The sequence below is a fragment of the Parabacteroides sp. ZJ-118 genome, from assembly GCF_011038785.1.
Lineage (GTDB): Bacteria > Bacteroidota > Bacteroidia > Bacteroidales > Tannerellaceae > Parabacteroides.
In genome coordinates this window covers 74,526-98,626 of record NZ_JAAKDT010000004.1, presented here as the reverse complement: position 1 = coordinate 98,626, position 24,101 = coordinate 74,526, and the positions used below count along the sequence as shown (strand labels likewise).

24 protein-coding genes, 3 tRNA genes and 1 pseudogene are annotated in these 24,101 nt (G+C 47.1%); 15 read left to right on the top strand and 13 right to left on the bottom strand.

Annotation, left to right across the window (positions count from 1 at the left end; genetic code table 11):
• From G7Y39_RS13490 to gltA, 6 genes and pseudogenes are all read left to right on the top strand, one after another.
• Nucleotides 1–183 (top strand): annotated as a pseudogene (locus tag G7Y39_RS13490) (IS4 family transposase); the annotation flags it as partial.
• The gene (locus G7Y39_RS02855; RefSeq protein WP_165154880.1) at nt 164–1,543 is read left to right on the top strand and encodes an MATE family efflux transporter; all 1,380 of its coding nucleotides are present in this window, start codon (nt 164–166) and stop codon (nt 1,541–1,543) included. The pseudogene G7Y39_RS13490 and the gene G7Y39_RS02855, both read left to right, overlap by 20 nt.
• An 84-nt stretch (nt 1,544–1,627) precedes the next feature.
• The gene (locus G7Y39_RS02850; RefSeq protein WP_165154870.1) at nt 1,628–2,221 is read left to right on the top strand and encodes a DUF4251 domain-containing protein; all 594 of its coding nucleotides are present in this window, start codon (nt 1,628–1,630) and stop codon (nt 2,219–2,221) included.
• Nucleotides 2,222–2,334: 113 nt separating this feature from the next.
• On the top strand, nt 2,335–2,721 hold the full coding sequence (locus G7Y39_RS02845; protein WP_165154868.1) for a co-chaperone GroES family protein: 387 nt from the start codon (nt 2,335–2,337) through the stop codon (nt 2,719–2,721).
• Nucleotides 2,722–2,812: 91 nt separating this feature from the next.
• Nucleotides 2,813–3,610, top strand: a complete 798-nt coding sequence (locus G7Y39_RS02840) for a sulfide/dihydroorotate dehydrogenase-like FAD/NAD-binding protein (RefSeq protein ID WP_165154866.1) — start codon at nt 2,813–2,815, stop codon at nt 3,608–3,610.
• Between the two features lie 20 nt (nt 3,611–3,630).
• On the top strand, nt 3,631–5,106 hold the full coding sequence (gene gltA, locus G7Y39_RS02835; protein ID WP_165154864.1) for an NADPH-dependent glutamate synthase: 1,476 nt from the start codon (nt 3,631–3,633) through the stop codon (nt 5,104–5,106).
• Between the two features lie 203 nt (nt 5,107–5,309).
• Here gltA and G7Y39_RS02825 read toward each other — a convergent pair.
• From G7Y39_RS02825 to prmC, 10 genes are all read right to left on the bottom strand, one after another.
• Nucleotides 5,310–5,382, bottom strand: a tRNA-Gly gene (locus tag G7Y39_RS02825).
• A gap of 15 nt (nt 5,383–5,397) precedes the next feature.
• Nucleotides 5,398–5,482 (bottom strand) — tRNA-Leu (locus tag G7Y39_RS02820).
• A gap of 23 nt (nt 5,483–5,505) precedes the next feature.
• A tRNA-Gly gene (locus tag G7Y39_RS02815) sits at nt 5,506–5,578 on the bottom strand.
• A gap of 72 nt (nt 5,579–5,650) precedes the next feature.
• The gene (locus G7Y39_RS02810) at nt 5,651–6,124 is read right to left on the bottom strand and encodes a (2Fe-2S)-binding protein (RefSeq protein ID WP_165154862.1); all 474 of its coding nucleotides are present in this window, start codon (nt 6,122–6,124) and stop codon (nt 5,651–5,653) included.
• Nucleotides 6,117–7,457: an argininosuccinate lyase gene (gene argH, locus G7Y39_RS02805; RefSeq protein ID WP_165154860.1), complete on the bottom strand. Its 1,341-nt coding sequence runs from the start codon at nt 7,455–7,457 to the stop codon at nt 6,117–6,119. Before argH ends, G7Y39_RS02810 begins: the two co-directional genes overlap by 8 nt.
• Before the next feature lie 15 nt (nt 7,458–7,472).
• Nucleotides 7,473–7,886, bottom strand: coding sequence for an SRPBCC family protein (locus G7Y39_RS02800; protein WP_165154857.1), 414 nt, complete (start codon nt 7,884–7,886; stop codon nt 7,473–7,475).
• 24 nt (nt 7,887–7,910) lie between these two features.
• Nucleotides 7,911–8,546, bottom strand: coding sequence for an orotate phosphoribosyltransferase (pyrE, locus tag G7Y39_RS02795; RefSeq protein ID WP_165154855.1), 636 nt, complete (start codon nt 8,544–8,546; stop codon nt 7,911–7,913).
• Between the two features lie 85 nt (nt 8,547–8,631).
• The gene (locus tag G7Y39_RS02790) at nt 8,632–9,321 is read right to left on the bottom strand and encodes a ComF family protein (protein ID WP_165154853.1); all 690 of its coding nucleotides are present in this window, start codon (nt 9,319–9,321) and stop codon (nt 8,632–8,634) included.
• A complete protein-coding gene (locus G7Y39_RS02785) occupies nt 9,302–9,802 on the bottom strand; it encodes a regulatory protein RecX (RefSeq protein WP_165154851.1) in 501 nt (166 codons plus the stop codon). The genes G7Y39_RS02790 and G7Y39_RS02785 overlap by 20 nt, the downstream gene beginning before the upstream one ends.
• Nucleotides 9,799–10,689, bottom strand: coding sequence for a peptide chain release factor N(5)-glutamine methyltransferase (gene prmC / locus G7Y39_RS02780; protein ID WP_165154849.1), 891 nt, complete (start codon nt 10,687–10,689; stop codon nt 9,799–9,801). Before prmC ends, G7Y39_RS02785 begins: the two co-directional genes overlap by 4 nt.
• Before the next feature lie 54 nt (nt 10,690–10,743).
• Here prmC and ribD point away from each other — a divergent pair, with 54 nt between their 5' ends.
• The 8 genes from ribD (at nt 10,744) to murI (ending at nt 19,598) form a co-directional block, all read left to right on the top strand.
• Nucleotides 10,744–11,811: a bifunctional diaminohydroxyphosphoribosylaminopyrimidine deaminase/5-amino-6-(5-phosphoribosylamino)uracil reductase RibD gene (ribD, locus tag G7Y39_RS02775; RefSeq protein ID WP_165154847.1), complete on the top strand. Its 1,068-nt coding sequence runs from the start codon at nt 10,744–10,746 to the stop codon at nt 11,809–11,811.
• Nucleotides 11,812–11,889: 78 nt separating this feature from the next.
• The gene (locus G7Y39_RS02770; RefSeq protein ID WP_206225140.1) at nt 11,890–13,275 is read left to right on the top strand and encodes a DUF6242 domain-containing protein; all 1,386 of its coding nucleotides are present in this window, start codon (nt 11,890–11,892) and stop codon (nt 13,273–13,275) included.
• Between the two features lie 16 nt (nt 13,276–13,291).
• The gene (locus G7Y39_RS02765; RefSeq protein ID WP_165154843.1) at nt 13,292–13,984 is read left to right on the top strand and encodes a DUF6089 family protein; all 693 of its coding nucleotides are present in this window, start codon (nt 13,292–13,294) and stop codon (nt 13,982–13,984) included.
• Nucleotides 13,985–13,995: 11 nt separating this feature from the next.
• Nucleotides 13,996–14,739 carry an isoprenyl transferase gene (locus G7Y39_RS02760; protein ID WP_165154841.1) on the top strand — a complete coding sequence of 248 codons (744 nt, stop codon included), beginning with the start codon at nt 13,996–13,998 and terminating at the stop codon, nt 14,737–14,739.
• Nucleotides 14,740–14,753: 14 nt separating this feature from the next.
• Complete coding sequence (bamA, locus tag G7Y39_RS02755; protein ID WP_165154839.1) at nt 14,754–17,444, top strand: outer membrane protein assembly factor BamA; 2,691 nt, start codon at nt 14,754–14,756, stop codon at nt 17,442–17,444.
• A gap of 149 nt (nt 17,445–17,593) precedes the next feature.
• The gene (locus tag G7Y39_RS02750; protein ID WP_165154837.1) at nt 17,594–18,109 is read left to right on the top strand and encodes an OmpH family outer membrane protein; all 516 of its coding nucleotides are present in this window, start codon (nt 17,594–17,596) and stop codon (nt 18,107–18,109) included.
• Between the two features lie 74 nt (nt 18,110–18,183).
• Nucleotides 18,184–18,678: an OmpH family outer membrane protein gene (locus tag G7Y39_RS02745; RefSeq protein WP_165154835.1), complete on the top strand. Its 495-nt coding sequence runs from the start codon at nt 18,184–18,186 to the stop codon at nt 18,676–18,678.
• An 89-nt stretch (nt 18,679–18,767) separates the two neighbouring features.
• Entirely contained in the window at nt 18,768–19,598 is an 831-nt protein-coding gene (murI, locus tag G7Y39_RS02740) for a glutamate racemase (RefSeq protein WP_165154833.1), read from the top strand.
• Nucleotides 19,599–19,696: 98 nt separating this feature from the next.
• Here murI and G7Y39_RS02735 read toward each other — a convergent pair whose 3' ends face one another.
• Nucleotides 19,697–20,065 carry a YccF domain-containing protein gene (locus G7Y39_RS02735; protein ID WP_165154831.1) on the bottom strand — a complete coding sequence of 123 codons (369 nt, stop codon included), beginning with the start codon at nt 20,063–20,065 and terminating at the stop codon, nt 19,697–19,699.
• Nucleotides 20,066–20,068: 3 nt separating this feature from the next.
• Nucleotides 20,069–21,385, bottom strand: coding sequence for a M23 family metallopeptidase (locus tag G7Y39_RS02730; RefSeq protein ID WP_370520348.1), 1,317 nt, complete (start codon nt 21,383–21,385; stop codon nt 20,069–20,071).
• An 809-nt stretch (nt 21,386–22,194) separates the two neighbouring features.
• Here G7Y39_RS02730 and G7Y39_RS02725 point away from each other — a divergent pair.
• Entirely contained in the window at nt 22,195–22,620 is a 426-nt protein-coding gene (locus G7Y39_RS02725; RefSeq protein WP_165154878.1) for an META domain-containing protein, read from the top strand.
• 155 nt (nt 22,621–22,775) lie between these two features.
• Here G7Y39_RS02725 and G7Y39_RS02720 read toward each other — a convergent pair whose 3' ends face one another.
• Entirely contained in the window at nt 22,776–23,963 is a 1,188-nt protein-coding gene (locus G7Y39_RS02720) for an exo-beta-N-acetylmuramidase NamZ domain-containing protein (protein WP_165154827.1), read from the bottom strand.
• Nucleotides 23,964–24,101: the final 138 nt, after the last annotated feature.

Genomic DNA, 24,101 nt, shown 5'->3' with positions numbered 1-24,101 from the left:
ATCTCCAAAGAGACAGTCCAACTCTCCGTAGCCCAACAGATATGGGGCCTTCTTCAGGAACTGGTCACGGCAATAGCGAGAGCCTTCGGATTGCTGGACGAAGAAGTCTATGATGCGGTGATTAATCATTCTGATGAGATAGCTCATATCGCTAAATTCTACAATATGGAATCAGCAAGTTGAACTTGCGAAACTTGAATCAAATGAAATTACAGAACGGCTGGAAAATGAGAATATAGGCCGTTTGTTGGTACATTACGCGATTCCCGCCGTGATCGGGACTATGGTTAATGCTCTTTATAACATTGTAGACCGTATATTTATCGGACAAGGCGTCGGTGCGCTAGCTATCTCTGGATTGACATTGACTTTCCCGATACTTCTTTTTATGCAGGCATTTGGAATGTTGATCGGTGCGGGAGCCGCTACAAGGGTCTCCATTCATCTAGGCCGTAAGGCGAATGATCTGGCAGATAACGTACTAGGGAACGCTTTCACTTTGACATTCATTATCGGAGCCTTGACAATTATCCCCAGTATGACTTTCTTGGATGATTTATTAAGGTGGTTTGGAGGAAGCGAGCAGACGATACCTTATGCGAAAGACTATTTATATATTGCTATCCCGGGAAATTTGCTGGCGACGTTAAGCTTTAGTTTTAATGCCGTGATGCGTGCTTCCGGTTATCCTAAAAAGGCGATGTTCACGATGATGATAGGTGCCGTGTTGAACGTGATCCTTGATCCGATCTTTATCTTTTGGCTGGATATGGGAATACAGGGTGCCGCTATCGCGACGGTAATCTCCATGGCGGCCGGAACTGCTTTCGTGATGAGCCATTTTATCAGTAGGGATAGTATCGTACGTTTCCATACAAAATATTTCCGGTTGAAAGGTCCCATTATTTGGAATATATTTACGATCGGTATGTCTCCATTTTCCATGCAGTTAGCGGGCAGTGTGGTCGTGGTGATCATGAACCATGCGTTGAAGGAGAATGGAGGCGATTTGGCGATAGGTGCCAGCGGTATTATCTCCAGTATCGCCATGCTGCTGGTTATGTTGATTATCGGTATCGCCCAAGGGATGCAACCGATTGTCGGGTTTAACCATGGCGCCGGGCATCATGACCGGGTATTGGCTACCTTGCGGTTGTCTATTATAGTATCGACTTTGATTACAGGGGGAGGATGTATCGTCAGTTTATTATTCCCGAGATGTATCGTTAGCGTATTCTCAACGGATGCCGAATTGGTGTCGATTACGGACAACGGATTACGTCTGACGATGCTAGTCTTTTTCGTTGTCGGTTCCCAGATTATGATCAGCCAGTTTTTTCAAAGTATCGGTGTCGCATGGAAAGCGATGTTCCTGAGCCTAAGTCGGCAGGTCTTATTCTTGATACCGGCTATCTTGCTATTCCCTCCGATTTGGGGATTGGATGGCGTTTGGCTAGCGCAACCTTTCTCCGATTTCATCGCGGCGGTAACCGCATGGGGCTTTTTATGGTATCATGTTAAAAACGTAAAAAATAAGAGTTAAAGATGAACTTATATCGATGTTAATTGTACTTTTGTTGTATGTATAGAGATATTTTTATGGACAAACCTTTAAAAATGAGTTAATATGAAGAAGATTGTATTATTGCTCGCCGTTTTATTATTTGGTGCAGGGTCGATGATGGCACAGCAGGACAAGTCCGCTGAGAAAGCTGCGAAGCAGGCCGAGAAAGAAGCAAAGAAAGCTGCGAAGGCAGCCAAAAAAGCAGCGGAGGAAGCTGAGGCTAACGCATTGTTTGAACGAGCGCTGCAAGCTTTGAACAACAAGGATTTCGTGTTGGAAGCGGATCGTATAGAGTTTAAGCGCGGTAGTTTTGTTTATGTTACTCCGAACACGAACTTCGTTTCGGTGAAAGGTGAGAAAGCTTCCATTCAGTTAGCGTTTAATACTCCGGTGGCCGGTCCTAACGGAATAGGAGGTATAACGGTTGATGGAACAACTTCCGGTGTACAGATGAAGACGGACAAAAAAGGGAACGTTATGTACGAGATGAATGTGCAGGGTGTGGCGGTATCCGCCAGGGTTACGTTCCGTATGGCGAAAGGTACGAATAAATGTACAGCCACGGTATCGCCAAACTTTAATAGCAACCGTATATCCTTTACGGGAAGTCTCTATCCTTCGAACGAGTCGAATGTGTTCAAGGGACGTTCTATTTGATGTAGATAAATGTTCACCTATAGATAAGAGCGGGCTTTCATCAAGAAGGCTCGCTTTTATTTTCGGTAAACTTTCCGTAAGTTCGCGGAGTAAAAATGTAACATTTTATAATCATGCAACTATCCATAGATCAAAAAGACATCGATAAATTTCTGATGATAGGCGATAAAGTATTGATTAAGCCTAAGAATCCACAGAGTCAAACTAAGACCGGATTGTATCTGCCTCCCTCGGTCCAACAAGGGGAGAAGATACAAGCGGGTTATATCATAAAGACTGGACCCGGATATCCGTTGCCTTCTCAGTCCGAGGAGCATGAGGTCTGGGAGAAAAAGAAAGGGGAGGAGGTGCAATACTTGCCGCTTCAAGCCCGTGAAGGTGATTTGGCAGTCTATTTGCAGGACGCCGCTTATGAGATCAAATTTAATGACGAGAAGTTCTTGATTGTCTCTCATTCCGCTATTTTGATGTTGGTGCGTGATGAGGGTTTATTTGAGTGAAACCTTTTGTTAAGTGAAATAGGGTTATATTCACTTTTTTATTTTATTTTTGCCGGCAAAACAAGACAAACTATCTACAATATCGATTATAATGAATAAGATTGTAAGTAAAGAACATTTCTCAGCCAATGTGGTGAAGCTGGAGGTCGAGGCTCCTTTGATCGCTCGTTCCCGTAAGGCCGGTCACTTTGTGATCGTGAAAGTTGGCGAAAAAGGCGAACGTATACCTCTTACTATCGCCGGAGCGGATACCGGGAAGGGTACCATCACTTTGGTGATCCAAGCGGTAGGCGGTTCATCTCGTAAGATCTGTGAACTGAATGAGGGTGACTATATTACGGACGTAGTAGGCCCGTTAGGACAGGCTACCCATATCGAGAAGGTTGGAACGGTTGTTTGTGCCGGTGGTGGCGTAGGTGTCGCTCCGTTGTTGCCGATCGTGGAGGCTTTCCATAAGGCGGGAAACCGTGTGATCGTCGTATTGGCGGCTCGTACCAAGGATTTGGTTATCTTAGAGGAGCAAATGCGCCAAAATTCGGATGAGGTAATTATCATGACCGATGATGGTTCTTTGGGGACAAAAGGCTTGGTGACGAATGGCGTGGAGAGCGTAATCAACCGGGAGAAAGTGGATTTATGCGTTACGATCGGTCCGGCCATTATGATGAAATTTGTTTCCGCTCTTACAAAGAAATACGAGATTCCTACCGTAGCTTCCTTGAATACGATCATGGTGGATGGAACGGGTATGTGTGGCGCTTGTCGTATCACCGTAGGCGGGAAGACCAAGTTCGTTTGTGTGGATGGACCAGAGTTCGATGCTCATCAAGTGGATTTTGATGAGATGATCATGCGCCTCGGCGCTTATAAGGATATAGAGAAGAAATAACGAAACCGCGTAATTGAATCATGACAACAGACAAATTAATTACTGCTCGTCGTGCCGAACCTTGGCGGGAGGCACTTCGCAAAAGCAGGAAAAATAAAGAACGTGCGGATATCCCCCGCGTGAAGATGAACGAGTTGGATCCGGAATACCGGAGTCATACCCGCTTGGAGGAGGTTAATTTAGGCTTGACAAAAGAACAGGCCATGCAAGAGGCCCAGCGCTGTCTGGATTGCCCGAACCCTACTTGTATGCAGGGATGTCCGGTAAATATCAATATACCTACTTTTATTAAGAATATCGAGCGTGGGGACTTTTTGGAGGCCGCTAAGACCTTGAAGGAGACGAGTGCCCTACCCGCTGTTTGCGGTCGTGTATGTCCGCAGGAGAAACAATGCGAGAGTAAGTGTATCCATTTGAAAATGGGTAAGGAAGCGGTTGCTATTGGCTACTTGGAGCGTTTCGCCGCTGATTACGAACGTGAGAGCGGAAATATCTCGGTTCCGGAGATCGCTGAGAAGAATGGTATCAAGATTGCCGTGGTAGGCTCCGGTCCTGCCGGATTATCTTTTGCAGGAGATATGGCGAAGCGTGGATATGACGTGACTGTGTTCGAGGCATTACATGAGATCGGTGGTGTTTTGAAATATGGTATCCCGGAGTTCCGCTTACCGAATAAAATCGTCGACGTGGAGATTGATGGCCTTCGTAAGATGGGTGTACAGTTTGAGAAAGATTGTATCGTGGGGAAGACGATCAGTTATGATGATTTGCATGCGGATGGCTTTAAGGGCGTATTCGTGGCAAGTGGTGCCGGTCTGCCTAACTTTATGAACATTCCGGGTGAGAACTTCGTGGGCGTTATGTCGTCCAACGAGTACTTGACCCGTGTAAACTTGATGGATGCGGCGAATCCGGAAAGTGATACGCCGGTGCTACAAGGAAGGACGGTGGCCGTGATCGGTGGAGGCAATACCGCTATGGATTCTGTCCGTACCGCTCGTCGTCTGGGAGCTGAGCGTGCCATGATCGTCTACCGTCGTAGCGAGGAGGAGATGCCCGCTCGTTTGGAAGAGGTGAAACATGCGAAGGAAGAAGGTGTGGAGTTTCTGACACTTCATAATCCGATCGAATATATAGGAGATGAAAGAGGGCGTGTTAAGCAGATGCGTTTGCAGAAGATGGAGTTAGGTGAGCCGGATGCCTCAGGTCGCCGTCGTCCGGTACCTATCGAGGGGGCTATCGAAACAATCGATGTGGATGAGGTGATTGTTAGTGTCGGTGTATCTCCGAATCCATTAATACCCCGTGCCTTTGGTGGCTTGGAGGTGAGCAAGAAGGGCACGATCGTAGTGGAGGAAGACAACATGCGTTCCGCTTTAGACGATGTGTACGCCGGAGGGGACATCGTTCGAGGCGGAGCTACCGTGATTCTGGCGATGGGAGACGGTCGTAAGGCCGCCGCCGCTATGGATGCGGACTTAAGAGGAAAAGTATAACATTCATTAGCTCAATAGGAGAAGACGGGTTGTCTTGATGATTCGTCTTTTCCTATTAATCGTAAAATATGGAATTTATGTCGAAGTATCTATAAGACCAATTCTTGAAATAATCTCTCAAATGTCTGTTCTAGATCATTGGAAAAACCGGGATGTGGACGTGGAGTTGCACCTCTTTTGAACAGCGAGACCTTTTGGAAGCGAGCGGAAGACGGGACTCGAACCCGCGACCCTAACCTTGGCAAGGTTATGCTCTACCAACTGAGCTACTTCCGCAATTAAATCGGATCGTACTCGAAGCGGGACTTGAACCCGCACAGCCGCAATGGCCAAAGGATTTTAAGTCCTTCGTGTCTACCGATTCCACCATTCGAGCATCCACCTCTTCTTTAAGAGCCGAGCGGAAGACGGGACTCGAACCCGCGACCCTAACCTTGGCAAGGTTATGCTCTACCAACTGAGCTACTTCCGCATAGTTTGTCTCTCTTTTGCGAGTGCAAAGGTACTATAAATATTTATACCGCCAAACTTTCGGGTAGAAATTTTAATTATGGATATAAATTTTATTGCCGTTTGTATCGACGACATATTGCTTGAGGATTTGTTTTTCCTCAGCGCAAGGCCCTTCCACGGGATTGCCGATACCATTTAATAGTTCAAATTTACTACCACATTTTGGGCAAATGGCGTATACTGCGGATTCATCCACTTCTACGATGACATTAGCGGATGCCTCATGAGGACAAGCTGCATCGAACGCAAAGAATGCTCCGGTTCCGTTACTAGACAATCCATGATAAACCAATACGCCTCCAAATCCTGTTTGCTCGCCGGCTTGGTCTACATCTTTAGAGGTGTAGATCTTATAGGCCTGAATCGCGTTCAACGCTTTGTCTTGATAACTCAAATCTAGTTCCAGATAGACCGCACGATAGGGTATGCGAGTCTCTATCGTATCTGCACAAGATAATAGCGTAAACAAGATCAAAAGTGGAAATATCCGTCTTATCTTATCCATGGATCAATTTCTTTTCAGCTTCATTCATCCGTTCGAAAGAGAAAGAACCTATCACGCTGCGCATCATGGCGGCGATTGATTCATTACATAGATTACCGATACTGCCTTCGTGCGTATGGTTAACACTCTTCGAAGGAACGAATTTACCGGCCTCGATATCCAAACCTACTTGCTTATAAGCATCACGGAAAGGCATTCCGGCCAAGACACGGCGGTTCACTTCTTCCACGCTAAATAGCAGGGAATATTTGTCATCGTCCAATATATGCTCGTTCACTTTTACCTCACGCATCATATGAGTTACCATGCGTAAACAATCCTTCAGCTCATCGAAAGCCGGGAGGAAGACTTCTTTGATGATCTGGAGATCCCGGAAGTAGCCGGAAGGAAGGTTGTTGCTGATCAAGATGATTTGTTGAGGTAGGCCTTGAAGCTTATTACATTTGGCGCGTGTCAACTCGAATACATCCGGATTTTTCTTATGTGGCATGATGCTGGAACCGGTCGTGAACTGATCCGGCAGTTTGATGAAGCCAAAGTTTTGGCTATTGAACATACAAGCGTCGAACGCCAATTTGGAGAGCGTAGCGGCGATACTTGCCATGGCGAAGGCCACGACGCGCTCCACCTTGCCACGTCCCATCTGGGCATATACCACGTTGTAGTCCAGCGAGTCGAAACCTAATAAATCCGTAGTCATCTGGCGGTTTAGCGGGAAGGATGAACCATATCCGGCGGCGGAGCCCAGCGGGTTGCGGTTGCAAATACGGTATGCGGCTTGCATAAGCTGCAAATCATCTACTAAGCTCTCTGCGTAAGCGCCGAACCAAAGTCCGAATGAAGAGGGCATGGCTACCTGCAGATGGGTATATCCGGGAAGCAGTACATCCTTGTACCGGTCACTTTGGGAGATCAAAACGTCGAACAAGCCGGAAACCAGATCAACCAATTCCTGTATTCGCGAACGGGTGAAGAGCTTCAGGTCCAATAGAACCTGATCATTGCGGGAACGCCCGCTATGGATCTTCTTCCCCATATCGCCTAAACGGCGTGTGAGCATTAGTTCCACCTGTGAGTGCACATCCTCTATGCCCTCCTCGATGGTGAATTCACCACGATCCGCTACGGCGTATATATTCCGTAATTCAGCCAATAAGACGTTTAGTTCCTTCTTGGTCAGCAAACCGACACTTTCCAGCATCGTGATATGTGCCATGGAGCCTAATACGTCATATTTAGCGAGGTAAAGATCCATCTCGCGGTCCTTACCTACCGTGAAGATATCTACTTCATGATCTACCTGTACATTTTTTTCCCAAAGTTTCTGAGCCATAATGAAAAAAAAGAATTAATAAGGCAAAGAGGCGATAAAGGCTGAGACTTTATCGACAACCTCTTGCAAAGGTTTCGATACCATTAGTTTCAAGAACGGATTCATATCGGCGCGAACCGTGATTTTTAACCGTGTGTCGTCCTCGGCTACCTGTTTCAGCTGTATCCACAAGAAAAGGGGAAGAAGGGCGTTGGTCACCGTGAACTTGATTAAGTTATTCGGCTCTCTCTCTACGATCTGGAAGGTAATCTCACCAACGGGATCGACAGCGAAACTACAGGTATCGCTATCGAACTTAAAATTTCTTATTTTATCTTGCGGGATGAGATCCTTGATACGTCCTAAATTGGAAAAATCGGACAACATCGAGAAGATACGTTCATCATTGTGTGGGATCTGCTTGACCTCACTCACAAATTCTTCAGTCATTGAGTGTTCTTTTTTGTTTATTACTTATTTCGGGTTCCAGTTAGCCGGATCTTTACGCCATTCCTGAAGAATCGCGATCTCAGACTCATCGATGTAATGCGTACGGACAGCTTCTTCCAAGACAGCGTCGTAATTGCTTAATGTAGTCAATGTTACTTTAGCGTCCTTGAAAGCGGCTTTCGCCACAGGGAATCCATAGGTAAAGATAGCTACCATACCCGCTACATCGCAACCAAAGTTGCGTACGGCCTGTACGGCTTTCAAGCTGCTACCCCCGGTAGACACCAAATCCTCGATGATCACTACTTTAGAACCCGGTTTCAATTCTCCCTCGATAAGGTTTTCTAATCCATGATCTTTTGGCGTAGAGCGGATGTATACGAATGGCAATCCCAGTAAATCGGCGACTAAGGCACCTTGAGCGATTGCACCTGTAGCAACACCGGCAATGGCATCTACGTTCTCGAATTTTTCACTAATCACACGAGCCAGCTCCAATTTAATGAAGCTACGAACGACCGGATAAGAAAGAGTCTTTCGGTTGTCATTGTAGATCGGAGATTTCCAGCCGGATGCCCAAGTAAACGGATTGGCCGGTTGCAATTTTACGGCTTTAATCTTTAATAATTTTTCTGCTACTAAACTTTCCAGTGTTTTCATACAATCCTATTTTATATCAATCTGCAAAAGTAGATAAACGGAATGACATTACCTTGAATATCGTGCGTTAATTTTTTATTAATATTTATGCGATAGACAGGGCTAAGATACTGACGCGTATGCCCGGAATTCCGGATAAAGCTTTTGCGCAAGCGGAAATCGTGGCTCCGGTGGTGATCACGTCGTCTATGAGCAGGATGTGTTTGTCTTTTAAGTTTTCCGGATAGATGACATTAAAAATGGAACATACATTTAACCAGCGGTCATAAATGGCCTTACGGGTTTGGGTGCTTGTGTGGGTGATGCGGATCAGACTTTGCGTATCGATAGGGGTATCCCAGATGGAACGGATGCCGAAGGCGATCCATTCGGATTGGTTGTAGCCTCTTTGTCGTTTTTTGCGAGGATGCAGGGGGACGGGGAGGATGAGGTCTACGGTGCATATCGGGCTATGATCGGCTTTGAGCTCTCTAGCTATCTGCCTTCCCAGCAGATAACCCAGCTCTTTATTGTCATGGTATTTGAGTGAGTGGATCAGGCTTTGTACTTTCCCGCCTTTCTCGTATCGTAAATAAGCGGTGGCATGTTCGATCTGGTTCTTGCCGATGAAAAGTTGCTCTACGGGATTGTTCGCCTGTTGATGATATCCCGTGTGCGGTAAGTCGCATAGGCATTTCAGGCAAATTTGTTCTTCTCCCTCGACGAGTGGTCGTTTACACAGTTTACATAAGTTTGGGAAAAACAGGTTGAGCAGATTATTCCATACCGTCGGCATACTCCTCGCATTCAGTTCCTTTGAATAATTGACTTAAGCAATCCAACGTGATTCGGCTTTCGAAACCTCGTCCGGCGGCGAAACGGAGTAGCTTGTTGAACAGGTCTCGCTCGTCTTTCCCTTTTGTCGATTTCTTTTTACTTTTTAACAAATCGAGTAAGATGGAGCGGTATTCTCCCTCGTCGATAGCGGCGAGCGATTCTTCCCGGATTGGGGAGGGGATGTTTTTCTTATAAAGCTCGTAGCCTATTTTTACCCGTCCCCATTTGTTGAACCGCAGTTTATCGTTCACGAAGAAACGGGTGTAGCGGGATTCATCGATAAACCGCTCTTTCAGCAATCGGGCGATGATACGCTCGGCTGCGTCGGGTGGGAGTCTGGCGGCGTCAATCTTTTTCTGCACGTCTTGTATGCAGCGTTCGGCGGAGGAACAATAGGCGGCTGCCCGGTGCAACATTTCGGATTCGGTTATCTCTTTCATATTCTCGCTTTTATGATACGATCTTTCCCATATAGATCTTGTACTAATTCGACTTCGGAGTAATCCTCTTGACGCAGCATCGCTACGGCCTCTTTCCCGCAAAGGGCATTGATCTCGAAGTAAAGATGCCCGCCTTCCGCCAAATGCCTTTGTCCGAAGCGGGCGATGGCCCGGTAGAAAAGAAGTGGATCGTCATCGGGGACGAACAAGGCTAGATGAGGCTCGTTCTCCAAAACATTCGCATCCATGGTCGCTTTCTCCTTATTCATTATGTAAGGAGGATTACTGACGATACAGTTTAAGTTTCCTATAGGGGAAACGAAGGTCCCCTCCGTATGGGATTCCGGTTTCCTGCAAGAGAAACCGGAATAACCTTCGGAAAGGATATCCAATTCGAGGAACGATACGGCAACTTGATTCATACGGGCGTTCTCCTCGGCTACGGCAAGAGCCTCGGGCGATATATCCACTGCCGCTACCTCAGCCTTCGGAAGATGTTTCGCCAAGGAAATAGCGATACAGCCGCTTCCCGTACCGATATCCAATATACGAGGGGCTTGGCCTCGGTAGTCCGTGATGATCCGCTCGACTAACTCGGCAGTCTCCGGGCGGGGAATCAGTACGTCCGGTGTCACCTTAAACTCCATCCCGTAAAAATCCGCTATGCCTAATAAGTACTGTATGGGTTTGTATAAACGCAGCCCTTCTACAATCTCTTTGATTTTAAAGTTCTCCGTATCCGATAATTCTTTACCTTTGCCAAACAGGAGTTGATGGGTAGAAAGACCGCAAACATGTTCCATGATCAGTCGGACAAGCGCTTGGACCTCACCGGGCGGATAAATGTCTTTGAGGGAATTTCGAATGTAGGCGACGGTCTTAGTCATACTTTTCTTGTTTTATCGCGAAAATAGTGTAAAAACCGTTTATATGCAAAGATTATGGTAGAGGTTGAAGAGAAATACATGGCTCGTTGCATCGAGTTGGCTAAAGGAGGGAAAGGAAACACCAGCCCGAATCCGATGGTCGGCGCGGTCATCGTGCACAAGGGCCGTATCATTGGTGAGGGATTTCATAGGAAATGCGGGGGGGCGCACGCCGAGGTGAACGCTATCGCTTCCGTGAAAGACGAGTCTTTGTTGAAAGACAGTACGATTTATGTGAGTCTGGAGCCTTGCTCCCATTATGGCAAGACGCCTCCTTGCGCCGAGTTGATTATCCGGAAAGGGATTCCACGGGTGGTGGTTGGTTGCTTGGATCCTTTCCCTGAAGTGTCAGGGCGAGGCGTGCGGATGTTGCGTGAAGCTGGCATCGAGGTTGTCACAGGCGTGATGGAAGAAGAAGCCCGAGCGTTGAACAAGGCGTTTATGACGCTCCAAATGAAGGGCCGTCCTTATATTATCCTGAAATGGGCGCAGAGCGAGGATGGTTTTATCGACCGTTTGCGTACGGACGTGTCGGAGCCGCCTACGGTTTTGTCTTCTCCGGAGACTTCCCGCTTGGCGCATAAACTTCGCTCGGAGGTGGCGGCTATTATGGTCGGTACACGAACCGCTTTATTGGACAATCCTTCGTTGAACGTGCGCCATTGGTCCGGTAATGCTCCGGTCAGGGTCGTATTGGATCGCCGGCTCGTCCTTCCTGATTCTTATCGATTACTGGATGGTTCCTTGCGCACATTAATATTTACGGAGAGAGAGCTGGAAAGCCGGGAGAACGTGGAGTATATCCGGATTGATTTCGATGCCCCGGTGATCCGGCAAGTACTGGATCATCTTGCTGTCCGGAAGTTGGATTCCTTATTGGTGGAAGGTGGAACCCAGTTGATTAATTCTTTCGTGGAAGCGGATTTATGGGACGAGGCGAGGGTGGAAACAGCCCCGGTCTCCTTGTATCAAGGGGTACATGCGCCGATGCTTGGGAAGGAGGTTGTTAGCGGTATCTCCGGACGTTCTGTCATGCGCATAAGAAATCATAACCATGAATTTAAGGCGCATATAATCAACTAAAATATTATAAATATTAGCAGGTATTAGGGTGAAAGCGAAAAATGTTTCTACTTTTGTGCCTTTGTATGCGACAAACTTATGTTTTTGATGAAAAATAAATTAGTACTATTTATAACAGGTTGTTTTGCATTAGTGTTGTCTTCTTGTTTGAAATCAGAAGATGTCACTGATATAGAAATGGTTAAAAATTGCCAAATATCCTCCTTTAAACTAAGTAGTGATTCTATCTCGGGATTGGATGCCGTGAAGTTTACGATCGACCAGCTGACGGGACGGATTTTTAACATCGACTCGCTACCTTTTGGCACGAAGATCGAGAAGGTTGTCTGTACGATTACGGCAGCCAGCAGCTATGCGCTTAGTGGTATAGAGGTAAGCCCGTATGCTTATCCGGACTCTACTTATTACTTAGACGATTTATCGGACTCCATTAATTTCTCCGCTCCGGTAAAGTTCGTGGTTCATGCGTATGACCAAGTCACGACCAAGGTCTATATGGCACAGGTGAATATCCATCAAGTGGTTCCCGATTCTATGGTTTGGAGTATGTACGTGAATCCTATGATTGGCATTGCCGTGAAGGAACAGAAGGTAGTAACCTGCGATTATAATGGATCGGAGAATTACTTCATGTATGTGAAACCCGCTGAGTCTGGTAAATCTTACCAATTGTATCACGCTCCGGTAAGCGCGCCTAAGGGCTGGCAGTCATTATCTTTGACCGGCCTGCCTTCCGATGGGCTTTTGATCTCCCAAATTACCGAGTATGACAATGCTTTATATGTGCCGGCTACAAATGGTACTTTGTATAGATCCGGGGATGGTTTAACTTGGAGCGCCGTAGAGAATGCCCCTCCCGTGAAATACGTTTTGGGTAGCGTGAAGCAGGGTACGAAACAGCCCTCCGCTTTAGCGACAATCGTGGATCAGGAAGGAAAGCCCGTGTTCTATGCGATGAACGAATCCATGGAATGGATCGCCGGAGATGCGGTGCCCGGCGGATTCCCTGTTACCGGATTTGGCAATCTCCAATATGCTGCTATGTATCATGAGTATTTGATGACCGCCGGCGGACGTACCGCGGACAACCAAGTGGTTAATACGACTTGGGCGACCATGGATGGTATCTCTTGGGCGTTGATGGCTTCCGGCGACGCTAACTTCACGAAACGTGAGGGAGCGATGATCGCTAAGTATGACGATAAATTTTTCTTGATCGGAGGTATCGACGCTTCGAACAAGGCTTTGAAAGATATGTATCAATCGATAGATTGCGGTATATCATGGTCGTTGATCAACTCGATGGTGGTGCTACCGACTGACTATGCGGCGAGAGGCTTCTCCTCGATCTTTGTGGATAAAGAGAATTTCGTGAACATTTTCGGAGGAAAGACCGGTGCCGGCTCCAACGACTTGAATCAACTTTGGAGGGGCCGTATCAATCGTTTGATTCCGAAGGAATAGAAAAGTTGAATGGGAGATGTATAAGCGGCTTCTCATAATTATCCTATTGGTGGGTACGGTCTCTACGCTTTGGGCGCAGGAATATAAGTACGAGATCGGTGGTATGGCCGGTGGCGCCTTTTATATGGGCGATGCCAATAAAAATATGATATTTAAAGGAATGAATCCTGCGGCGGGAGCGGTGTTCCGGTATAACATCAACTTTCGTTGGGCCTTAAAAGCCAATTTGATGTGGGGACAGGTTTCCGGTAAAACCGAAGGTATGGAGAACGTTTTTCCGAACAGTGCCCAAACCTCTTTCAACCGTAGTATCATGGAGTTGGGAGGACAGGCAGAATTCAACTTTTTCCCGTATAGCGATAAGTTCGACTATGCGGGGGCGAAGCGTTTCTCTCCTTATGTCTTGGTGGGCATAGGGCTGACGGTGGCTCCGGGTGGCGGGAAGACTTTCGCCGGTCCGAATATTCCACTAGGCGCGGGATTGAAATATAAGATCAAGAACCGTCTCAATGTAGGGTGCGAGTTCTCGTTTCGTAAGTTATTTGGCGATGGCCTGGAGGGAAAGGATCTGCTGGATGATCCGTATGGTGTTAAGAGTAGCGCTCTTAAGAACAAAGATTGGTACTCTTTCTTGTTGTTGTCTGTTACATGGGATTTTGGCCCGAGGTGCCGCACCTGTAACAATGCGAAAAATATAAGTGAATATTAGTAAGATAAAAAATGTCGTTGATCGAGAAAATAGACAAGAATCGCTTGCCGCGGCACGTGGCAATTATTATGGACGGGAACGGACGCTGGGCCAAGGCGAAGGGGAAAGACCGTAGCTTCGGACATCAGGAAGGCGTCGTTTCGGTTCGTAAGATTATGGATGCGGTCACTCAACTCGGATTGAAATATCTGACGTTGTACACTTTCTCTACCGAGAACTGGAATCGCCCGGAAGAAGAGGTTCAAGCGTTGATGAGCTTGCTGGTCTCCGCCATTCACCGAGAGACTCCGGACATGATGGAGAAAAACGTTCGCCTTACCGCCATCGGCGATCTTTCTCGCTTGCCAGAGGATGCTTATGATACATTGCAAGAATGTATCGATACGACTTCGGCGAACACGGGAACCACACTTGTCCTGGCGCTAAGTTATTCTTCCCGATGGGAGATTACCACAGCGGCCAGGTCGCTCGCCCAAGAGGTATTGGAGCAGAAAATAAACCCCAATGATATAACCGAGGCCATGTTCTCGGATCACTTGACGACCAAGGGTATCCCCGATCCCGATCTTTTGATACGGACCGGAGGAGAGAAACGCATCAGTAACTTCTTGCTATGGCAGTTGTCATATGCTGAATTCTTCTTTACGGATGTGTTTTGGCCCGATTTCAGAGAAGAAGAGTTGTATGAGGCTATAGTGTATTACCAGCGACGCGAGCGCCGTTTCGGTAAGACAAGTGAGCAATTAATCTTATAAACAATAGCTGTTATATGTACAAAAGAATAGTGCTGTTTTTTATTTACTTGGGTTTCGCTTGCGGTGCGTTTGCCCAAGAAATAGACACTACCCAAGTTGAGGAGCCGGCAGAAGTGCCGGTCATTTCGTACTCGTTGGCCGCGAAGAAATACAAGATCGCGGATATAAAGATTACGGGTATCAAGAATTATGATGATTTTGTGCTGATCGGCTTCTCCGGTTTGTCGGTAGGTGATGCGATTACCGTACCGGGGGAAGAGATCACTACAGCAGTGAAACGTTTTTGGAAACATGGTTTGTTCTCGGACGTGAAGATCTTGGCGACGAAAATCGAGGGCGACCAGATTTGGCTGGAGATCCAGTTGAAGCAGCGTCCGCGTATCTCGCAAGTCAATTACCACGGTATCAAGAAAGGCGAGCGTGAGGACTTGGAGGCGAAGCTGGGCTTGAAGAAAGGTTTTCAAGTGACGCCGAACGTTATGGACCGTGCCAAGATCGTGATCCAGAAGTTCTTCGATGGCAAGGGCTTTAAGAACGTGGATGTCGAGATTGAGCAAAAGGACGATCCCGCGAATGAGGGCGAGGTGATCGTGGATATCAATATCGATAAGAATGAAAAGACCAAGATCCATCGCATCTATTTTGAGGGTAACGATAAATTGACCGCCCGGGAGTTGAAGAAGGCGATGAAGAAGACGAACGAGAAGTTCAGCTTGCCGAACGACTGGAAAACCAGTATCCTGGAGATGTTCAGCACGAAGAAGTTTACCACCGAGGAATATGAGAACGATAAGAAAAATATAATCGCCAAATACAACGAGCATGGTTATCGCGACGCCGTGTTGTTGTCCGATAGCGTAGCGAACTTTGACGAGAAGAAGGTGGATATCTTCTTGAAAGTGGATGAGGGTGAGAAATACTACTTGAAAGATATTCGCTTCGTGGGTAATACGCAATATTCTACGGACTATTTGATGGCCGTGCTGGGTATGAAACCGGGCGAGGTGTATAATCAAAAGAAGTTGAACGAACGTTTGAGTACGGATGAGGATGCCGTTTCGAATGTCTATTTTAATAACGGTTATTTGTTCTTCAACGCCGATCCGGTGGAGGTGGATGTGGCGAATGACTCTATCGCGTTAGAGATCCGTATCCAGGAGGGTCCGCAGGCGACGATCAACCGTATTATCATCAATGGTAATGACCGTCTGTATGAGGACATCGTTCGCCGTGAGTTGCGTACGAAGCCGGGTATGTTGTTCAGCCGTGACGACTTGATGCGTTCCGTCCGCGAGTTGGCCCAGATGGGACACTTCGACCCGGAGAATATGAACCCGGTGCCGCTGCCCGATCCTGAGAATGGAACCGTGGATATCGAGTATAACCTGGTTTCCAAGGCGAATGACCAGATCGAGTTCTCCGCGGGTTGGGGGCAGACGGGTGTGATCGGTAAATTAAGTTTGAAGTTTACGAACTTCTCTATGAAGAACTTCTTGAACCCGAAAACCTATAAGGGCATTATCCCGCAAGGTGAGGGACAGACATTGACCTTGAGCGGCCAGACAAACGGACGTTACTATCAGGCTTACAGCATTTCCTTTATGGATCCTTGGTTCGGCGGCAAACGACCGAACACATTGTCTGTCAGCGCTTATTTCTCAAAGCAAACCGATATCAACAGCAATTACTTCAGTTCCGGCTATGGCTATCCGGGCTACGGTTATCCGGGCTACGGTTATCCCGGTTATGGTTATCCCGGTTATGGCTATGGCAGCAATTATTATGGCAACTATGGTTACAGTAATAGTTATGAGTACGCTTACGACCCGGATAAGTCTATCATGATGTTCGGTTTGGCGGCCGGTTATGGTAAACGTTTGAATTGGCCGGACGACTACTTCCAGTTTATGGCGACGTTGAACTATCAGTTGTATATGATGCACGATTGGGACTATTTCTTGGTTAATAACGGGAATTGCCATAATATCAACCTGGAGTTGATGTTGCAACGTAACTCGATCGATAACCCGTTGTATACTCGTAGGGGGTCACAATTTATGTTGTCCGTGGCGGCTACGCCTCCTTACTCTTTATTCGATGGTAAGGATTATGCGTCGATGTCAAGCTCAGACCCGGATAAGTATAAATTCATCGAGTATCATAAATGGAAGTTCAAGGCGAAGATCTTCTCTCCGTTGGCTCCGTTGACGGTGAAACGTACGCCGGTGTTGATGACCCGTGTTGAGTATGGTTTCTTGGGTACGTACGACAAAAACAAGAAATCTCCGTTCGAGACCTTCTATATGGGAGGGGACGGTATGAGCGGTTACTCCAGTACCTACGCGCAGGAAACGATCGGATTGAGAGGCTATGAGAATGGCAGTATCGCCGGTAATGGCGGTTACAGCTCGTATGGATACGCCTATTCTCGCTTGGCGATGGAATTGAGGTATCCGTTCTTGCTGGAGCCTTCGTCTACGATCTACGGATTGGTATTTGTCGAGGCTGGTAACGCTTGGACCGATTTGAAGGATTTCAATCCGTTTAACTTGAAACGATCCGCCGGTGTCGGTGTCCGTATATTCTTGCCGATGATCGGTTTGATGGGACTTGACTGGGCTTATGGTTTCGACGAACCGAATTATGGTAATAATGGTAAACGTAGCGGTAGTAACCTGCACTTTATCATCGGACAGGAATTCTAAAAATACAGATCGGGTACAGCTTCGTATGCAGAGATGGGGGGCGTCCCGTCTCTGCATTTAAATAAATACTTTTAACGAATATTGATAGGCTGTAAGTAAACCCTCTGTTATATTTGCAGTCATAAAGTAGAACTATAAATAAAGAGAGTATGAAAAAGATTATCACATTGAGCTGTCTGATGCTGCTTTGTTCTTATGCCGGCATGGCACAGAAGTTCGCTTTAATCGACATGGAATATATATTGAAGAATATTCCGGCTTACGAAATGACCAATGAGCAGTTGAGCCAAGTTTCCAAGAAATGGCAAAATGAGGTGGAAGCGATTCAACAAGAAGCTCAGAATATGTATAAGAATTATCAGAGCGACCTGGTATTCCTCTCCGCCGAGATGAAAACGAAACGCGAGGAAGAGATCGTGAAGAAGGAGCAAGAGGCACAAGATCTGAAACGTAAATATTTCGGTCCTGAGGGTGAGTTATATAAGAAACGCGAGAGTTTGATGAAGCCGATTCAAGACGAGGTCTATAACGCGGTGAAAGAAATCTCGGAAGACAAGGGATATCAAGTAGTCTGGGATCGAGCCTCAGCCATGAGCATTATTTTCGCTTCTCCGAAGATCGATATCAGCAATGAAGTGCTGATTAAGTTAGGATATTCAAAATAAATGCTTACATTTGTGCGCTTTATGCATGAGAGGTGTGAAAGCTTGATTAATAACATAGTAATTAGATAGTAAAAATGAAGAAACTTATTGTTTTATTGTTGATGATTCTCCCGTTGGGAGCTTTCGCTCAGGAAGTTAAAATTGCGTTTGTAAAAACGCAAGAGGTGTTCATGGCTATGCCGGAGGTGTCTGGTATGGAAAAGCAAATGGCGGACTTGAATGAGAAATATAGAGTTGAGTTGAAGCAAATGCAAGATGAATACCAAAAGAAATATGCCGACTTCGTAGCGCAGCAAGATTCATTGACAGAAAATATCAAGTTGAGAAGAATGCAAGAGATTCAAGATATCCAAGGACGTATGGATAACTTTGTTCAGGTAGCTCAGCAAGACGTACAAAAGAAACAGCAGGAACTGCTGCAACCGATCCAGCAGAAGTTGCACGACGCGATCCAGAAGGTAGGCGAGGAGAAGGGATATACGTATATCATTGATCCGGCGGCGTTGCTTTATACGGGTACCAACGCTGTAGACGCTACTCCGTTTGTTCGTACGAAACTCGGTTTGTAATTGGCGGGAAAGTTTTTCTGTAGAATAAAAAGAGGGTGTTTTCCGAAAGGATTGCACCCTTTGTACGTTATAAAAGAAAGGTTTCTGATATGTTCCCGCAAACTCCCGGTCCGATCGGCCTTTTTGACTCCGGCTATGGCGGACTGACGATTTTCGATAAGATCCATCAGCTGATGCCCGGTTATGATTATATTTATCTGGGCGATAACGCACGTTCACCTTATGGTACTCGTTCGTTCGAGGTCGTTTATCAATTTACTCGTCAGGCGGTATCGCGCTTGTTTGAGTCGGGTTGTCAATTGGTGATCTTGGCTTGTAACACGGCATCCGCGAAAGCGCTGCGTACGATCCAACAAAAAGATTTGCCTGCATGGGATCCCAATCGCCGTGTGTTGGGAGTCATCCGTCCTACGGTTGAGCTGGTGGATACAATCAGCCGTACCAAACATATCGGCATCGTAGGTACGAGCGGTACGATTGCGTCCAATTCGTATACGATCGAGATCGGCAGGATGTACCCACATATCCAAGTGACAGGCGAGGCTTGCCCCATGTGGGTCCCTTTGGTGGAGAATAATGAGTTTAATTCCCCGGGGGCGGATTATTTCGTGAAAAAGCACATCGACCATCTATTATCCGCGGACCCGCAAATCGATACGCTTATCTTGGGATGCACTCATTATCCTCTTCTGATCGATAAGATCCGCGCTTTTCTTCCTCCCGGCATCACTCTATTCTCGCAAGGCGAGCATGTGGCGGAGAGTTTGCGGGATTATTTACGGCGTCACCCGGAAATGGATCGTAAACTCACGAAGAGAGGAAGTTGCCGTTTTCTCACCACGGAGTCGGCAGAGAAGTTTTCCGAGGCGGCCTCTCTCTTCATGAATACTCCGGTCTCGGTTTCCCGGATCGAGCTATAACACGCCTAAGCCCCATGGGGGGAGGTGTGGACGAATACCTTATCTTAGCCTAAATTCTTGCCGGATGTCTGTCTTCTACGGAAAAGTCGGGCGTTCTCTTATTGGATGTTCTTCCCGAAAGGAGCCAAGGCTAAGGCTGCCATCTTAAAATGTTGCATGCCGAAAGGGATGCCGACGACCGTGATACATAGCAAAAGGCCGAATCCCAGGTGCGTAAGGCAAATCCAAAAGCCCCCGATGAATATCCAGATCACATTCATGATAAGCGATAAGCAGCCGCCCGAGTTCCCCGCGTCTACGACATGGCTGCCGAAAGGCCATAAAGCCAGTAGCGCTAATTTTAAGGTCTGGAGGCCAAAGGGTATACCAATGATCGTTACCATTAGTATCAGGCTGGATACCAGATATTCTACACTTGTTATAATCCCTCCGAAGAGTAACCATGCTAGATTCCCCAAGAATTTCATACGCTAGTTATTTAAATGGTTGATACTATCTTTCTCATAGGTAACAGATGCTTTGCGGACCGTGGCTACATGAAAGCTGTCTATTTCCGCCAAGATTTGCCGCTTGACCCAAGCGAAGCTGTCTCTGTAGGCCGGTTTCACCGGTTCAGAGGGGGGAGCTTCCATCTTTAGCGGATCGATAGGCTGCCCGTTTTTGTGGACACGGAAGTCCAGATGCGGCCCGGTGGAGAGTCCGGTGGAACCCACATAAGCGATCTCTTGGCCTTGTTGCACGTGGCTGCCTACTTGGATTCCTTTGGCGAAGCGGCTTAGGTGCATATAAGTCGTGGTGTATACGGAGTTATGTTTCACCTTCAGGAAATTACCCCCGCCGTTTTGATATCCCTTGGCGATGACCGTGCCCGCCCCGATGCTGCGTACCGGTGTGCCGACGGGTGCCGCGTAATCAACCCCATGATGCGCTCGGTATCGTTTGAGGATCGGGTGGAAACGGGCGTTCGTAAAACGGGATGTGATCCGGAAAAAGTCTAATGGCGCTTTCAGGAACGCTTTGCGAAGGCTGTTTCCTTCCTCATCGAAGTATTCGAAGATGCGGTCTTGGGTGAAAGGAATCGCTACAAACGCTTTGCCTTGGTGCGTAAAGATCGCCCCCTCGATAGAGGCGATGCCCAAGGCGGTGGTGTCGTCGATGTAGGCCTCATTGTATAGAACCTTGAAAGAGTCTCCATCCTTGATGTCAAAGAAGTCGATTTGCCAAGCGTACACATCCGATAGCTTGATCGCCAGATACGGATCTCCTCCGTTGGCCTTGATCGCGTTCCATAGGGAAGAGTTCAATACGCCTTCCGTATATTTTTTCTTGAGGGTGATCGGCTTATTAAACGCATAAGCGTTGATCGTATCACCGGTCAAGTCGATTACGGCATAATCGGTCAGCGACTTGGCGAAGGCGATATATTGGATCGTCTCTAAGGTGTCTACTGTGGAAAATGTGTAATAATGCATGCCGGCCCGTAGTTTCGTGGGATCGAGGACAGGGGTGGATGCCTTGCAGATACTGTCTGCCCGCAAGGCCGTGAAGCCCAGCGCGGAGAAGATGGAGGCGGGATTGTCCCCGTTTTTTATCAAATACGCTCTTACGTCCAAGGAATCGATACAGATGCCGTATTGATACAGATGTCGTGAGCTATCCACCCACTGCGTATCCATGTCCGCGTCTTCCGCGGGCTGTTGGGGCTGTCCGCAGGAGAGACAACTCATCAACATGACGAATACGATACATATAGGTAGTTTCTTGTCCATTTGCCTTTGTTTGTTCATCAACAATTATTCAACCCGATTGCAAATGTATGGAAACTCTATGTAAAAACCGCAACCCTTTTCATACAATTCCCACAAATCCCTTACCCATTCCCGCGCCTTGTCGTTGATTCTTGCCGGTATGTTCCGTACGCGATTTGACATTTTGACATTTTGACATTTTGTCAACGGAAGTCCCGGAGAATCGATTCTTTCGGGCTAAGGGACAAGTCGCCTTCAATTCTGCGTTAAAATATATTTAATCGATTCATCTTTAGATGGATGCCGAAAAGTGCCCTTTCATTCTAGCGAAAATCATTCATCCGAAAGCGTATCCATTGACCTCTTTGGGCGATTTCATAGGCTTACGACTGGGTTCTAACGGGGTTACAATGCCTATTCATGGCGGTTTACAACCCTATTCTTGATGGTTTATAATGCCCAGCGGCAGTATTTGTGTCGCCCAACATGACTATACCTGTAGGCTTTCGTCCCCTTTCGTGCCTGAAAACAGGGATATGCTCACCTAAAAGCGCGTTTTGTGACTCCTCTTGGCTTCTGGTTTGACCGATCCCGGGAACGTAGCTGTCACGATTTGCCCATAAAAATAATCATAAAGAAATAAACAGGATGATTTTGGCATCTAAATGAAAGAACCGTGTGTTTAACGTAAAGCGCTGTACCTCCGCCGGCTCGTAAAAAAGCTGTTTGGGCAGAAAACCGGTTCTATTCTGTTAATAGAAGCTAAAACAGGGCGTTCCTGGGAACATTTTGCCCTCTATTTGCGTCTTACTACTACAATAGATATTTTATAAAAGCATATGATGAAGATGAAAAAGGTATTGTTTAACGCGTTTTTGTTTCCCGCTTTCGTTGGGATGATGTTTTCTTGTTCAGACATCAAGACAGATGTGAAGAAGTTGGAAGGTGAATGGAATGTGGTAGAAGTGAAAGGCGAGAAAGTTCCGGACGAAGCTCTGCCACAGATGGACTTCAATATGGCAGAGAAGAAATTACATGGAAATGCAGGCTGTAACATATTCAATACGACGATCACGCTGGATCCGGAAGATGTATCTTCTATTACGATCGCTCCGGGCGCTACGACTATGATGGCGTGTCCGAATATGGATTTGGAGACGAGCGTGCTTCAATCGATGGAGCAAGTCCGTTCCGTGAAGGCCGGAAAAAATGAGAATGAGATGCTGTTGGTAGACCAAGAGGGTAATGTATTATTCGTATTGGAGAGAAGTTAACGCGAGAAGGCCTTTCTCACATTTGCCTGCCTTGGGTAGGTGTCGGTTTGTTCGCACGGCGTGAATCCAAGGAAGCGGTGGTGGCTTCTTTCTCGGATCTGGCAGGGGTGAATGGGGTGTCGCGCGGAGATGAACGGCAAGAGGTTGAGCCGGTCTTATTTTTGAGTGGGATAGTCCGGATAAAGTAAATACTTTTTACGCATAGCCTTGTATTGATCCAACTCGGGTTTCCAACTTTCCCGGATCTCTTTCTCGGATAAGCCCCTTACGATCTGGTAGCGGAGTTGCTTCGTGCCTGCCAATAAATCGAACCAGTTCGGACGGGAGAAGAAAAAGGCCTGATCCTTCCCCGCCTTATTGTAGAAGTCGAGGAAGAACCGCAAGGTTAATCCTCCCTCGAATGGATATTCCCGCAGATCGATGCCGTAACATACGTTATCCTTCTGCAAGGGATTGGTATCGAATCCGGGCAGGGAGACCGGAGTGAAAGTGAAATCCCCGTATTTAGGATCCGGGAAGCCCAGTACTTGAAACGGATAATAGGTCCCTCTTCCTACGCTAACGTTTGTAGCCTCAAAAAAGCAAAGCGACGGATACAGGCGGATAGCCTGGTCGTTCGGGAGGTTCGGAGAGGGCTTGACCGGCAGCCAATAGGGATCTCCGTGTTTCCAATTCTCCATCTTCACGATCTTTAACCGACAGGTATCGGGCGTACTTTTCAGCCAGCCTTCCTCATTGATCATCCAAGCCAATTCCCCTACGGTCAAGCCGTGCAAGATCGGGAGCGGGTCAACGCCTACGAAAGACTCGAATCCCTTTTGGCGGATCGGCCCGTCTATGAAGTCATTCGGGTTCGGGCGGTCTAGCACGATAAACTCTTTGCCGTTTTCGGCGCAGGCTTCCATCACGTAATGCATCGTGCTGATATAGGTGTAGAAACGGGCGCCCACATCTTGTATGTCGAAAACGATCACGTCGAGGTCGTCCAGTCGCTCGGCGGACGGTTTCTTGTTTTTTCCATAAATAGAGATGATGGGGATGCCTGTTTTCAAGTCCCGGCTATCTTTGATCTCCTCCCCGGCGTCACCGGTTCCCCGGAATCCATGTTCCGGAGCGAACACTTTCCTGACGTCTACGCCTTCCGCTACTAGCGCATCTAACAAATGGACTTGCTGTTTCTCCAGAATGGAAGTCTGGTTGACCACTAATCCGACCCGCTTATCCTTCAGCAAACGAGTGACGACATCCATCCGCTCGGCACCTAGCTTTAACGGGGCGTTTTGTGCACCGGCCGTTGGTGTCAGGCTAAAAAGAATGACTAGAAATAGAAAGATCTGTTTCATACGCATTATGTAATATATCGCTGTATACCGATCGCGAAAGTACGAAATGTTCGTGAGAAATTTGAAGATTATGGAGGATAGGGCGATCTCTTTTACGGAAAGTTTATACTTTTGAGGCGAATAACAGACAATACTACG